Below are 14,352 nucleotides of genomic sequence, written 5' to 3' on the forward strand. Positions count from 1 at the left end.
AGATGAAAACAATCCAAAAGAAAAGTAAAGGGAAGTAAAAAAATACTATACTTCAAAACGAAGAGAAAAAGTCTCACAATGCCATATATACAAGGGTTGTGAGACTTTTTATATCCAACAACTGTCAAAGATGGGATTATACATGAATATGTAAAAAAGAGTGGAACCAAACCTAATAGTTTCAGTTCCACTCTCTTGATGATCAGAGATCTCTTCCGCAGAAGGGACAATATTTAATAGACTTAACAAACTCCTTGTCTAACCTGCCGTCTTCACTGCTTAGTACCAGTGCCAGCTCCTTGCTGTCAGGGTCTAACTGGAGTGAATTCACTAAAAACAAGCCCTCCTCCTGCTGGATCTTCTCAAAAAATATGGTTTCTTCGCCGAAGACATCTCCGGCTGCTTTTTTCTCACAAAATTTGCACATGCTTGCTTGTTCTCCTGTCAGATAGATTTAGTATAAATAGCATTATACATGATACTGACTATATCTTGAAGATACAACTACTTTTTGCATGCACCTTGTCATCTGATCTGGTCAAGAATAAACGGATCCTTGATCTTCTTGTCCTGAGCAAAGAACAGGATCTTGGTGATCACCTCAGCTGTCTTGGGATCATCATCCACAAAGGGAAGGAAGAGCTTGCCCCTGTGCTGTGAGTGAACAGGAAGAACATTGATCATAGGGCCGCCTTCCTGATGGATCACGCCGCTTCCGAGGTGAATTGTATAGCTGGCTCTGCTTCCCTGAACGATGGCGTGGGTCTTGGTAAATGTTACATTATCCAGCTTGAACAGAGGGAGAGTAAGCTCAGCAATGGCCTTTCTCATCTCTATAGTTGAGTGTGAGAACTCCGGATCCACACCGCCTGCATGGGCTACGCTGACCACAAGGTCCACATCTCTCATTACTTCAGAGAAAAGAATATCCGGAACCTCCTTGATCTTCTTATCTCCAAAGCCCTTTCTGTCATAGAAGCCCACCCATTCAAGGGTTGGTGCCTCGATATCAGCCGGGGAGAACCAGTCAGCCATTGCATATATTGAAGCAATGATGTTCTTTTTGTAATAAACCTTTTGAAGGCCGTCCTCATAGTCCGCAACCCAACGTCTTCCTTGCAGAAGCGCCAGCGTACGCCCGGGCTGTATCTGATTGCCGGCAAAGCGCTGAGTGCGAAGCTGCTCCATCTCCTCCTCAGTCTTCACATACAGCTCTCTGAATACCTGCTTGAAGGGCTGTCTGATCTGAAGGTCAAATATCTTTTTCTGATAATCGCGCCACACACCGCTCTGATACAGATGCCAGGGGTGAGCGATAAGTACCTCGGTATCTGCCTTAAGTTCTGACAACTCCTCGAGGAATCCGTACGAATCTGCGGTCTTAAGAACCAGCGTGCTTACAACCGGCTTAATAACAGGGCTCTTGGCAAGGTCTCTAAGTTCTCCGATGGTAAAAGGAGTCTCCTCCTCCATGGCATTTTCAAACATATATCTGCTTCTTGAACCCTGATTTGTAAGAGTCTTCTTAGCCTCGGTAAGTTCAAGAACATACTCGTTTTTCTTAAGAGATGCAGGGATACTTTTTAGCTTTTTGCCATCCTTGATGCAGGCATTTGTTATCTTGCCGGTGCTGTCGAGCTCAAGGAATACCTCCACGTCATCAATCCTGTGAGGCTCAAAGAAACCAAGAAGTCCCTCGGAAACACTGCTCTCCATCTTGAGGATAAAACGCATGTCATCGTTATAGCCGTTAGCAAGGGCCATATTTTTGATAGCCATCTGAGAGCTGGTCTGCTCGCTCTCTCTTCTCATGGCGCCGAACTTCCGGCTCTCTTTTTCGAACTTCCTGATAAAAACATATCTGTCTCTAAGGTCATCCGGTGTCTTGGAGGGAATTGCTCCAAGGGCCATGAGCAAGTCCTTGTTGCGCTTATCTTCAACTTCCTTGCATACCTCTTCGATTTCAAGCTTACCCAGAGCTGCGTCCGCGTATTTTCTTGCTCTGGTATGCTTGGCACCGTTACTTATGTATTTGGCGGCGTCATAGATTTCTTTGAACCTGTCTTCTCCTATTGTGGCATATACATCCTTGAACCACAGACTGTCAAATGCGCCTCTGTTGAGAGACCAGGAGGAAAGAGGTGTGAACTTGGCTATAATTGCTGCCCTCTTATCATCAAAATATTCATTCATGTGAGCTATGAAATAATAACAACAGGAAGTAAAGCCCTCCCAGCCAAGATATTCTCCCACGATGTCTATCCATTCGGGAGAAAACAGCGCTGCCTCCACCAGCCTTTTGTCAGAGATCTTTGTGCCCTTGAGAGCAGCCCTAAGTGTATCGGCATTTTCTCCATCTGCAGGGATGCAGACCTCCAATAAATGTCCCAGACTTCCCACTCTGCTCAAAGTGTAATTCTTGTAGGACATGTTAATGGTATCGGCGGGTTTGAGCTTCTGTTTACCAAGAGCTGCCAGAATCCTGACAAAATATTCGGTTCCGTATATACGGTGAAGATCAGGTACACACTTCGTGTATTCGGAAGCCATATCGCCTCTTGTAAGTTCAGCTTCCATAATGACAGGAACTATTTTGTCGTAGCAGTCGTTAACTATCTCCTCCAGCCTCTTATTCTTCTCATCGTTATCCTTGTAATAGAAGTAGTAATCGATATCGTGGCTAATGTAGTATCTCTTTCTTCCGGTAACGGATTTACCCTTTTCCCTTATGCTCCTTACATAATCGGAAACAGTGCCAACGGAGGTTTTGATCATCTTCTCGCTCCATAAGTACTTTTCAAGGAAGCTGTGGGAAATAAGCCCGGCCTCATAGGCTTTAATATAATCATCGATTGTGAGTGTTCTGATGCCGCTACCAACGTATTCACCGTAATAGCCACGACAATTATGCCTGGAATCCTCAAGCTCAGCCTTCTCAGTAATCGCATATTTTAGCGGGAACAGTCTGTCAAAATCCTCCACCGGATTGTAATAAATACCCATGAAGTATTTCATTAAAAGAAGCTCTAAAATACTGCAATGCTCATCGACAGTCTTTTTGGTCCAGTAATCTTCGGTCTCATAATGATAGCTGAGAGGATGGCTGCAATCTGTGACAAGCCAGTGCGAAATGGCCACAGCAAGCTGTTTTACAAGCTCCTTATCTCTGCACTGTTCCTCAAGATACCTAAGAACCAGCCTGACAACCGTAACATGCTTAAGAGTTACTGACTGCCGGTATTCCTCGCCAAAGAGTTCCGTCATAGGCTTATCAAAAAAGTCCCTGATATCATCATTTTCTTTGCCTGTCAGCATCATATAGAGCTTCAGAACAAGGCTGTAATCACTGCCGAGCTTACTTTCGTAGAAATCCTTCCACAGCTCCTCATGATTATAGCCACTTTCAAGCGTAGCGCCGCTTGCATCATCTACCCTGTAATGAAGCGCTTCCAGATTCTCGAGAAGGCAGGTATTTCCGAAACAGTTAATGCACTCCAGATGCTTATTTTTCTCAATAAGATCGTCCAGCTCCTGAAGGTGTTTAAGAAGTCTTGTGTATTCATCCGAAGATGTCTTTTCTCCTGCCATAACAGAATTCGGGAAAACCGATGCAAACGTCTTTTTGCACTCAGCTATCCATTTCTCATCAAAAGAGGGCGTGTAGGAAGCGTCCGGATCAAATAACAACTGTTTTTCTTCTATCTTAGTCTCTGCCTGAGTTCCGGCCGTAATCTCATCTATTAGTACTTTCTCGTGGTCGGTCTTGTCGGTGATCAGGTCAAGGAGAGGCAGGGCCTTTTGGAACTCCTCTTTTCTTGCTTCATCTTTCCTTAGCATAGTGATAATACTAAGGCCTCCAAGGCGCTTCTCCTCATATTTTGCCGAAAGGAGCCTTTTTAGCATATCCTGCAGCTCCTGCCCTGTACGCTTGTTGTAGAGGAAAACGATGACCTTGTTTCTCATATCGGCCTTCTTTAATCTAAGAATGTCCTCAAGTACGCCGTACTCAGCATCGCTAAGCTCCATTGTCTCAAGAATACGAAGGGCAACGGCTCTCGTCTCAGTGTCGGCGTTACTTACCATAGCAAGTACGGTCTTTCTCTGTATATCTGTGGAAGGCTCCGCCGCAAGGAGCTCCAAGACTCTTCCGCGATTTCCACCAATATCCGTGAGCATTCCAAGTACTTCATCACCAAGGGCGGTGTCCTTCATGGCGCTGGCAAGATATGCCATTATCACAAGTACATCGGATTTTGTGAGTTTTTCGCTGTGCCAGGGGAACACACAGGGTGAAAATTCCATCTTTTTGCTTGGCATATTTTTATAAATGCCGTAAAAAAGATCATATAGCTCCCTATAACCGGACACATCACCGAAAAGCTCTGTAGGAGCAGCATAGCCCTTGCGGATAGGCTCCTTTTTATCATCATCGTTCATATAAGCATATGCATAAGTACTTCCCACCACATGACAGATGAGAGAGCATGCATTAAGCTCAATATCCCTTACCGCAAATGCCATCAGGGCAAGCTCATCACTGTGGCATCTCACAGCCTCTATAACGGAGCCGTCGTGGAAATGCAGGGATAACAGATAGTACATTGCAACCAGCCTTTGATGAGGAGTACCGCTCTTAAAGAGCTCCTTGGCCGCAGCGCTGCTGTCACCTGCATTGTGGCATCCCAGTGACCACAGTGCGATAAATACCTGCATGGAATCCTCTCCTGCAAGCGCTGCCTTCTGAGCATCCTTGTCAGTCAGATATTCATAGCACAGCTCAAACATTTTTTTGCTGACTCTCTCATGGGTTCTGCTGTCAAAAGGATCTATCAGTCCTGTCCAGGTTCCTCCGGCTCTCACCACCGAGGAGAATCTGAACATATCGTTATCGATAAGAATCTTATAGAAATACAGGAAGGCCTCTTCACGACCACAGTCCATACACTCACAGATAGCCTGGCGAAGCCCCTCCTGAAGCATTGCAGCCACCAGGAGCTTGCCCAGAGCCTCATAGAGCCTGGTGCTCTTACTCATCATAATGCCGCGGATCATGCTATAGGTGACCTGTCCGCCGGCTTCCATTATCTGCTCTTCAATAAGATCTTCCAGTTCCTTGTTACCTCTGTCCAGCTCGGCTGCGATAATATAGCCGTTGCTGTTCATAAGGCTCTTTGCATCGTTTTTGCCCCCCGTATGATCATGGAAGTCAGCGATGACATTGGCTATTTTCCCCACGTTATTTGCATAGCACAGGTCTCTTAAGGTTCTGCGGTCGCTTCTGTCAACATGCTGCCAATAGATAACGTTATCAACGGCATAGTAAAAGGATTCCAGCAGCTCTTCATCAATCCATCCCCTGTACAGCTCACTGTTCTCCCTGAAATACTTCCCCGGTGTCATTCCGGGAATCTGCAGCTGCTTTTTGATCTCAAGTGCATGCGGCACTGAAACTATTGTAGTTATATGATAGTTTGGTGCCGCTTCCAGAAACTCAGCCACATCCTCCCTGTAAGACTTAAGGAGAGTCTTTTCCTCGTTCTTTTCCATTTTCCCCAACCTTCCTTTTATGATTGCCCTCCGGCCAGAATATAGCAACATTTTAGCTTAGTATGGCCTTTAAGTATACAGTAAAACAGGCGTTTTATACTACTTTATTTTGAAGGAAACAGCAAATAATGCTATACTTCCATTAGATATTTTTATCCCGGGAGGAAAAGCCATGTACTATTTGATTCGAAATACTTTGGAAGAATGCAGCGCAGAGCAGTGTCACGACGCAGGTTCACCCTATGTGGCGGTTCTTACTCCCGAGCAGTGGCAGGAACAGAGCGAGAACTTTGACATGGGCATAGACTTTGACCTGAGCCTTGACGATGTCCTCACCACCAAAGCCGAGGTTAACTTCGACTCCCTCACCGGAACCTTCTGTATTCCGGCCCAGTCCGCAATTGCAGATGAAGTTCAGAAATTCTCTTTTGCCCTGGATGAGACGGGCATTGTCTTCATAGATGCGGGAAAAAGCGCACTTTCTCTGGTTAAACGTATTCAGAGAAACAAAAAGTGGAGAAAGCCCTCCCTTGAAAGATTTCTGTATGATTTTCTCGAAATGCTGATTCACGATGACCTGCAGATAATGCAGAGATATGAAAGAGAACTTGATTCTATAGAAAAAGAAATTATGGCCAATGCCGAGGAAGCTCCTATTCAGCGAAACAACGAGATCCGCGGCGATATCCGTGACCTTCGGATTCACTATGAACAGCTTCAGGACTTCGGCCAGGAGCTTGAGGAAAATGAGAACGGCTTTTTTGACGAGGACAACCTCAGATATTTCCATATGTTCTCAAGCCGTGTGGACAGGCTCTATGACGCCGCCACCCACCTTCGTGACTACACCATCCAGCTCAACGACCTCTATCAGTCCCAGCTGGATGTTAAACAGAACCGCATCATGACCGTCCTTACAGTGGTTACAACGATCTTCATGCCTCTTACCCTGATTGCAGGCTGGTATGGCATGAACTTCAAGTATATGCCGGAATTGGAGTCCAGGGTCGGTTACCCTGTGATCATTATATTATCTATTGCCATTGTTGTGGGAAGCCTTGTCTTCTTTAAGGTCAAGAAGATAATCTGACCTATTCATCAGCATAAGTCTTCTGAATCTCCAGGATCTTGTCAAAGCTCCTGTCGAAGACTTCCACAACTATCGGTGAGAACTGACTTCCGCTCTGGGACAGAATCTCCTGTCTTGCAGCTTCGCTGTCCCAGGGTTCCTTGTAGGATCTTCTGCTGGTAAGGGCGTCATATACATCTGCCACAGCCACAATCTGAGCATACGGAGATATCTCATCCCCTGACAGACCTTTGGGATATCCGCTTCCGTCCCACCACTCATGGTGCTGACCTGCGATCTGCCGGGCCATCACGATCTCTTCCCCCTTTGAATTAGACAGGATATTATCTCCATAGGTAGTATGAAGCCTCATGATCTTAACCTCATCATCGGTGAGCTTACCGGGCTTTTCAATAATTTCCCTGGGAACAAGAAGCTTACCTACGTCATGCATCATTGATGCAATTCTTATCTGTCCCACCTCATCATCACTAAATCCGTATTCCTTTGCAAGAAGCGCCGAATACTCCGCAACTCTGCGGACGTGCTGACCTGTCTCACCGCTTTTGGCCTCGGATATCTCAGAGAACTTCATGATAATGTTTCTCTCGCTCTCCTGGAGTTCCTGCATATACTTGAGCTTCTCAGCCCGTTCCCCGGATGCTTTGATATTTAAACGCGTAAAGCCTATGAAGAATCCGAAGGATACAATAACAATGGAATCAATCCATAGATTTTTTAGATCCAGTTTTCCATTAATAATCCCCGGAAAAACATAATAAACCGCATATAGCGCATCCAGAAGGAAAAAGAGTCCCAGCTGGTAATGCATAACCGGCTCCCACTCTATGCTGTCTGAGTGATCGACCACAAACTGCATCCTTTTGGTAAAAAGGGCAACTCCAAGGATAAGGACTATCAGCAGGATGGCAAAGTAAGAAAAGGCCGATACCGCCATTAAAAGGCACATTCTGTCCAGAATGACATACATCAAATATACTGTGGCAGCGACCGTAAATCTTTCGTGTATGACATTTTTGAATAAATATATGGGAAGTATCAGGGATATTACATCATTGAACAGACTGAAGGCCAAAAAGATCACCGTCTGTGTATCTGATGAATAACTCGCAATGGCATGTGCATAAAAGCGCTCAAACAAAAAGCCTGACAGCGTTTCATTTACAATAGCAACCGTTGTGCAGGAAAAGCAAAACAGAATGAGGAAATCCCTTATAAAATTTTTCTTATTGCCCCTTCTTGCCGTAATGGAGGAATTGACAAATGCAAACCACACGCCCAGCAATATTCGGGGCCAATAGTATTGTAACGTTTCCAGAATCATAACCGTTCCTCTGCATCCCGGGAAACAAACGTACATTTTTGCGTATATTCATTCACATTATATCATCGTACAAGCTCTATTCTCCAGTTAAACATTGTTTATACATATTAAAAAAATAAAATTTATGTGCTAAAATACACAAGGCAACTAAAAAAGTAACACATAGGAGGATTCCATGGGCGGTTTTTTTGGCGTAGCATCTCGTGAAAGTGCAGTATTCGATCTTTTTTACGGCACAGACTATCACTCACACCTTGGCACACGTCGTGCCGGACTTGCAGTATACAGTAAGAAAAACGGATTCGATCGTTCTATTCACAACATCGAAAGGTCCTACTTCAGACCTAAATTTGAAGATGATGTTCAGAGAATGGAGGGTAACCTGGGAATTGGCTGTATCTCTGATTTTGAGCCCCAGCCCCTGATCGTAAGATCACACCACGGTACCTTTGCCATTACTACCGTTGGCAAGATCAACAACATCGATGAGATCACCAATAAGCTTTTTGCAGACAATCGCTCTCACTTCCTTGAGATGAGCGGCGGCGACATCAATCCCACCGAGCTGGTGGCATCCATTATCAATCAGAAAGTAACCATTGTCGAAGGTATTCGTTACGCTCAGGAGGTCATCAAGGGCTCCATGTCCCTTCTTCTTATGACTCCCGAGGGCATCTACGCAGCAAGAGACAGGTACGGCAGAACTCCTATTCAGATAGGCCACAAGGACGACGGCTTCTGCGCCTGCTTCGAGAGCTTCTCATATCTGAATCTGGGCTATGATCACTACAAGGAACTTGGTCCCGGTGAAATAGCATATATTACTCCCGAAAGTGTTGAAATAGTGGCGCCTGCCTTTGATGATATGCGCATTTGTACCTTCCTCTGGATCTATTACGGTTTCCCGGCTTCCTGTTATGAGGGCCTTAACGTTGAAAAAGTAAGATACGGCTGCGGAGCAAAGCTGGCCCAGCGAGATATGCAAAGGGGCCTTCACCCCGATCTTGTTGCAGGCGTTCCGGATTCCGGCGTGGCACATGCCATCGGATACTCCAACACCTCAGGAATCCCTTATTCAAGACCTTTTGTTAAATATACACCTACCTGGCCCAGATCCTTCATGCCCACAATGCAGTCCAGAAGAGATCTTATCGCCAAGATGAAGCTGGTTCCCATCAATCAGCTCATCAACAACAAGAGCCTTCTTCTTATCGATGACTCCATCGTAAGAGGAACGCAGCTTAGAGAGACCACAGAGTTCCTGTACAAGAGCGGCGCCAGCGAGGTCCACATCAGACCTGCCTGCCCTCCTCTCATCTACGGCTGTAAATACCTGAACTTCTCAAGATCCAACTCCGAGATGGAGCTTATCACAAGACGTGTTATCGAGAAGCTTGAGGGTTATCCTTCACCCAATGAAGAGGCCATCCGCAAGTACACCGATCCCGATTCACCTCAGTACGAGGCAATGCTTGAGGAAATAAGAAAAGAGCTCAACTTCACATCACTTCACTACCATCGTCTCGACGATATGGTGGAAGCTATTCCTCTTGAGCCCTGTAAGCTGTGTACTTATTGCTGGAGTGGTAAGGAATAATTTTAATAACTATTGTTATTCACAATGCCCCACAGCTCAGCTATTTGCTGGACTGCGGGGCATTTATATAGTCATGTAATCACAGTGCTTCGAATTCCTTTGCCCCCTTTGTATCCAGCCATCTGAGCATGGTAAGTGCCGCAAGTGCGTAGATCACGCCGCAGATGATCAGGTAGGTGAAGGCCCCCAGCTTATACCCCACCAGAATATATGCCACCATCATGATCATGGTAAAGATCCAGCCGCCGAACATGGATGCCACAATGGCTCCGCTCTGTTTGATGGGCGCAAGCTCGTTGGTCCAGTTAAGAAGGGGCATCTTAAGTCCCAGGATCAGATCAAAAAGTGATGAAAAGACGACCTGGATCAAGGGAACTATCACCATAAGTATCTTCACCGGTACAGACGCATCCACAACAAAAAGAGCGCAGATACAGGCAACTAACATCGGAATCCCGGTCAGAATTATCTGAACACAGGCCTTGGCGCGAAGGACCTTTCCGGCATGAACAGGTAGTGACTGCGGTATCCACAGGCTCTTGCCCTCAAGTGAAACCGAAGGCGTTGCGATATCATTCATTGCAGCCAGGGTACACAGTGCTCCGCAGATCATTATCGGCAGTACTCCCGGCTTATCAGCGAACATATTTCCTATAACCTCTGCCAGCATTTTCCCCTTAAATAAAAGGGCAATCCCTCCGACGGGAATCAGTAGTATTCCCATGCCGCAGTTGAGCATATATCCGGAGCTGGAGGTAAACTTGGCAAGTTCCTTGGATACGAGAGCGCCGAATACTGTCTTCTGGGTATATCTTTTTTCCCTGTACTTAATCTTCGCAGTCTTTCCTTCTGCTGTGGCTATCTTCAGAAAGCTCCTGCTCATAAGTCTCCACACCAGAGTAAAGACCACTGCGGTTATCGCAGACATTATCAGGGTTGCAATGATATCGCTCTCCCCTACTCTTCCGAACAGATATAGGATATATGCAGCACCTTTTATCTTATCTGCGTAAGAATCCACATGGGTAATGACCTGCTGAATAAGGTCCCCTGCCTTGAAATAACAATAATAGTATAGACCAATAAACATTAGCGTCGCAGCAGCACTGATAAGTCCCTTGTTCTTGATCTTCTGACTGAGCTTTGCAACGATCCATCCGAAAATACAGGACAGCATCAGCACAAAAACAGTGATCATGATATACCACAGCAGATGGCATATAACGCTGATTGCGCTGATTCCTGCGGTTATCCAATATATAACCGAAGTCGGTATCATAACTGTGGCGGAATACATGGCTCCAAGAATATAGACATTGATAAGTCTTGAAGCAATGATGGTCCGAAGCGGGATCGGCAGGGAAAAAAGAAGATCGTTGTCCTTGCCAAGGTACAACCCCGAGTAGCAGTTAAACACCGAGGCAAATATTCCAATGGCAGCGGCAATTCCCCCCATCATAACGAAATACAGCCAGCCATATCCCGCAACAGTAAAGGGTCCACACAGTGAAAAAGAAAGCCCCGTGAACATGCCTCCCAAAAGTCCCACCATTATCAGCGCATAGAACACGAAATATAGCGCAATCTGCCATTTGGGGCGCATGCAGTTCTTCTTTGAATTATAGAAATATCCTCTAAAAACTTCTTCAAGCTGTTTTTTTACAAGGATCCTCAGCATTCAGGCACCTCCTCCAGTTCAAGGAATACATCTTCAAGACTTGCGTCTCCCTTAACTTCTTCCATTGTTCCGGACTTAATAAGCTTTCCCTGTTTGATGATGGCAACCTTATCACAGAGCTTCTCCGCCACTTCCAGTACATGAGTTGAGAAGAAAATGGCTCCTCCCCTGTCGCAATGCTCTCTCATCATTTCCTTCAAAAGATGTGCGGCCTTGGGATCAAGTCCCACGAAGGGTTCATCCATTATGATAAGCTTCGGTGAGTGCATCCAGGCTGAGATTATGGCAAGTTTCTGCTTCATTCCGTGAGAATATGCAGAAATAGGAAGCGCCAGATCATCTGTCAGCTCAAAAATATCTGCATATTTGCGAATTCTCTCATTCCTTTCAGAAACAGGAATCTCAAAGACATCTGCTATGAAATTCAGATACCTGATACCGCTCATGAAATCGTACAGATCCGGGTTATCGGGAATATAAGCCAGATTCTTCTTGCACTCAAGAGGCGAATCCATGGTTGATTTCCCGTCGATGGTTATTTTTCCCTGGTCAAACTGCAGTATTCCTACAACGCTCTTTAAGGTCGTCGTCTTGCCTGCGCCGTTGTGGCCAATGAATCCGTAGATCTCGCCCGGCATGATCTGAAGAGACAGATCATCCACCGCCAGCTTGTCCCCATATCGTTTGGTTAAATGTTCTATATTAAGCATTGATCTTACCCCCTTTGTAGTAGGTCATACGTTACTACTATAGCATAGGACAAATGCAACTTTCGAGAAGAAATACACTTATTACGCATATTTTTGCACTGAAAAAGGCCATGACCCATAGAATCACAAAAATAACGCCAAGAGCCTGATGTATTAAGGCTTTTGGCGTCTTTAGTTGGTATTAAAACTGTCAAAGACAGGAATATATTACTTTTCAACCCATCATTTCTCAAAAAGGAACTTCTCAGGAAGAGTAACCTTGAAATCCTTAGCCAGATGTCTGAAATCATCGGGAGTGATGGTCTGTCTCTTGGCTCCTGTCATGGAAAGAGTCTTCACCAGTATCTCTGCGGACTTCTCAACAGTGTGCATAAGTCCGAAGGTGAGGTCAAAATCCTCTCCTGCTGCGAACATTCCGTGGTGAGCCCAGATGGCAACATCATATTTCTCCATGAGCTTACTGGTCTCCACTGCAATCTCTCTTCCTCCGGGAACCATCCAGGGCACGACACCGATTCCATCGGGGAACACTACGGGACACTCTGTAGCCATCTCCCACAGCTCTCTTGTGAAAGCCTCATCAGTAAGAGGAAGCACAAAAGTAAGAGCTATTGTGTTGGTGGTGTGTGCATGATATATAACCCTGTATCTTCCATCTGTAAGCCTCTTTTTAACCTCATGGTTCATAAGATGTGAGGGAAGCTCGGAAGTAGGTCTTCCGCCATTAATAAGGCCCCAGACAATGCGGTATTTCTCGCCCTTATCATCCAGCTCTACTATACACATGCTGTCCTCCGGCTTGATGATCACGTTTCTAAAAAACTTGCCTGAACCTGTTACAAGGAAAAATTCTCCCGCAAGACCGGGAACTGTGGTTCCGATATCCTGCCACTCTCCCTCTTTGAATTCCTCTTTTACCAGCTCAACCTCCTCAGCCTTCATTCTATAGGAGAGATTGCCGCCGTTTCTCTCATGCCAGCCCTGCTCCCAGCCATCGTTGGCCATTCTGATAAAGCCCTGTGTAAATTCTGCTTCTAAAACCTTCATGATAAATCTCCTGTGTATAAGTAATTAATTATGTATTATAGCTGTTTTATCAAACTCGTGCTTATCAAAATCCGCCTCACACGCGCTTTGACAGAACTTCCTTCTCGTAGCGCTCAACCTCTTCGAACCACTTGCCGTCCTCAGGGGCGCCGCAGCGTCTGCAATACTCGTTCCAGACATCACCAAAAGGCATTGTCTTCATCTCTTCCTGCATCACAAGAAGCTTGGTGAAGTTGCTGTTATCCTGTAAGCTCTTAAATTCCTCATTGGGGGTCAAAAGAGCATTAAGAAGAGCCTTCTGTGTATTTCTAAAGCCTGTAGCCCATGCGCCGATTCTGTTAATCGAAGCGTCGAAATAGTCCAGTGCCATAAATACCTTGCCATCAAGTCCGCCGCAGCGAACGATCTCTTTTGCGATCTCTTTGGTCTCATCGTCGAAAAGAACTACGTGGTCTGAATCCCAGCGCACAGGTCTTGTGATATGAAGTGCGATATTGGGGAAGAAGGACAAAAGTGCAGGAATTTTGTCACTTACAACCTCTGTTGGATGATAATGACCATTGTCCATAAGAGGAATACACTTATCCGAATGAGTTGCCGCAAAAGTCAGTGTAAACTCCGCACTTCCCACAGTATAGGACTCCACGCCGATGCCGAATACCTTGGACTCTACGCAGGGCTTAACCTTGTTAAAATCAAAGGGCTCAGACAGAATCTGCTCGATGGAATCCTTGTATCTGTCTCTGGGTCCCTTTCTGTCTGCCGGAACATCCTTGAAGCCATCGCCGGTCCAGATGTTCATAATGCAGGGCTCACCCAGCTCCTCAGCGAGGTAATTGGATATCCTAATGCATGCCTTACCATGCTCGATCCAGAACTTTCTTGTCTCCTCATTGGGCGAAGCCAGTGTCAGAGGATCACATTTGGGATGTGAGAAAAATGTGGGATTAAAGTCGCAGCCAAGGTTTCTTTCCTTGCAGAAATCCACCCATTTCTTGAAGTGCTTGGGCTCAAGCTTATCTCTGTCCACCCAGCCACCGTTCTCATCGTCAAAAATAGCATAGCTGGCGTGAAGGTTCATCTTGGCTCTTCCGGGGATGAGCTTTAATACCTCATCGATATCTGCCATGAGTTCCTCCGGAGTTCTTGCTCTTCCCGGGTAATTTCCTGTAGTCTGAATTCCGCCTGTAAGGGGCTTACTTGGGTCCGTATCAAAACCTCTTACGTCGTCTCCCTGCCAGCAGTGAAGCGCTATTTCAGCTTTTTTTAGCTTTTCTATCGCTTTTTCTGTGTCGATTCCAAGTGCTGCGTATTTCTCTTTTGCCTGTTCGTAGCTCATGTTTTATAACTCCCTCCATT

9 protein-coding genes are annotated in these 14,352 nt (G+C 45.7%); 2 read left to right on the plus strand and 7 right to left on the minus strand.

The window, feature by feature from the left end; translation table 11 throughout:
- Positions 1-202 precede the first annotated feature (202 nt).
- On the minus strand, positions 203-427 hold the full coding sequence (locus tag NXH67_RS07280) for a hypothetical protein (protein ID WP_272796922.1): 225 nt from the start codon (positions 425-427) through the stop codon (positions 203-205).
- Between the two features lie 98 nt (positions 428-525).
- Positions 526-5,547, minus strand: a complete 5,022-nt coding sequence (locus NXH67_RS07285) for a DUF4132 domain-containing protein (RefSeq protein ID WP_272796923.1) — start codon at positions 5,545-5,547, stop codon at positions 526-528.
- 172 nt (positions 5,548-5,719) lie between these two features.
- Between NXH67_RS07285 and NXH67_RS07290 the strand changes: the two genes are divergently transcribed.
- Positions 5,720-6,637, plus strand: coding sequence for a magnesium transporter CorA family protein (locus NXH67_RS07290; protein WP_022779065.1), 918 nt, complete (start codon positions 5,720-5,722; stop codon positions 6,635-6,637).
- Position 6,638: 1 nt separating this feature from the next.
- On the opposite strand, the gene NXH67_RS07295 is transcribed toward NXH67_RS07290, so the two are convergent.
- Positions 6,639-7,961 (minus strand): HD-GYP domain-containing protein, encoded by a 1,323-nt coding sequence (locus NXH67_RS07295; protein ID WP_272796924.1) that lies wholly within the window; start codon positions 7,959-7,961, stop codon positions 6,639-6,641.
- A gap of 175 nt (positions 7,962-8,136) precedes the next feature.
- Here NXH67_RS07295 and NXH67_RS07300 point away from each other — a divergent pair, with 175 nt between their 5' ends.
- Positions 8,137-9,558, plus strand: coding sequence for an amidophosphoribosyltransferase (locus NXH67_RS07300; RefSeq protein WP_272796925.1), 1,422 nt, complete (start codon positions 8,137-8,139; stop codon positions 9,556-9,558).
- Between the two features lie 79 nt (positions 9,559-9,637).
- On the opposite strand, the gene NXH67_RS07305 is transcribed toward NXH67_RS07300, so the two are convergent.
- From NXH67_RS07305 to NXH67_RS07320, 4 genes are all read right to left on the minus strand, one after another.
- Positions 9,638-11,236, minus strand: coding sequence for a hypothetical protein (locus NXH67_RS07305; protein ID WP_272796926.1), 1,599 nt, complete (start codon positions 11,234-11,236; stop codon positions 9,638-9,640).
- Positions 11,230-11,946, minus strand: a complete 717-nt coding sequence (locus NXH67_RS07310) for an ABC transporter ATP-binding protein (RefSeq protein WP_022779069.1) — start codon at positions 11,944-11,946, stop codon at positions 11,230-11,232. Before NXH67_RS07310 ends, NXH67_RS07305 begins: the two co-directional genes overlap by 7 nt.
- 222 nt (positions 11,947-12,168) lie before the next feature.
- Positions 12,169-12,993 carry a rhamnulose-1-phosphate aldolase gene (gene rhaD, locus NXH67_RS07315; RefSeq protein WP_022779072.1) on the minus strand — a complete coding sequence of 275 codons (825 nt, stop codon included), beginning with the start codon at positions 12,991-12,993 and terminating at the stop codon, positions 12,169-12,171.
- Positions 12,994-13,069: 76 nt separating this feature from the next.
- Complete coding sequence (locus tag NXH67_RS07320; RefSeq protein ID WP_272796927.1) at positions 13,070-14,332, minus strand: L-rhamnose isomerase; 1,263 nt, start codon at positions 14,330-14,332, stop codon at positions 13,070-13,072.
- Positions 14,333-14,352 lie beyond the last annotated feature (20 nt).

Origin of the sequence: Butyrivibrio sp. DSM 10294 (assembly GCF_028539135.1) — a bacterium.
In the GTDB taxonomy this organism is placed as follows: domain Bacteria; phylum Bacillota; class Clostridia; order Lachnospirales; family Lachnospiraceae; genus Butyrivibrio.

What these genes read in the sequence shown, in the direction of transcription:
- NXH67_RS07280 (WP_272796922.1), bottom strand. Translation starts at nt 427, where the DNA reads ATGTGCAAATTTTGTGAGAAAAAAGCAGCCGGAGATGTCTTCGGCGAA.
- NXH67_RS07285 (WP_272796923.1), bottom strand. Translation starts at nt 5,547, where the DNA reads ATGGAAAAGAACGAGGAAAAGACTCTCCTTAAGTCTTACAGGGAGGAT.
- NXH67_RS07290 (WP_022779065.1), top strand. Translation starts at nt 5,720, where the DNA reads ATGTACTATTTGATTCGAAATACTTTGGAAGAATGCAGCGCAGAGCAG.
- NXH67_RS07295 (WP_272796924.1), bottom strand. Translation starts at nt 7,961, where the DNA reads ATGATTCTGGAAACGTTACAATACTATTGGCCCCGAATATTGCTGGGC.
- NXH67_RS07300 (WP_272796925.1), top strand. Translation starts at nt 8,137, where the DNA reads ATGGGCGGTTTTTTTGGCGTAGCATCTCGTGAAAGTGCAGTATTCGAT.
- NXH67_RS07305 (WP_272796926.1), bottom strand. Translation starts at nt 11,236, where the DNA reads ATGCTGAGGATCCTTGTAAAAAAACAGCTTGAAGAAGTTTTTAGAGGA.
- NXH67_RS07310 (WP_022779069.1), bottom strand. Translation starts at nt 11,946, where the DNA reads ATGCTTAATATAGAACATTTAACCAAACGATATGGGGACAAGCTGGCG.
- rhaD (WP_022779072.1), bottom strand. Translation starts at nt 12,993, where the DNA reads ATGAAGGTTTTAGAAGCAGAATTTACACAGGGCTTTATCAGAATGGCC.
- NXH67_RS07320 (WP_272796927.1), bottom strand. Translation starts at nt 14,332, where the DNA reads ATGAGCTACGAACAGGCAAAAGAGAAATACGCAGCACTTGGAATCGAC.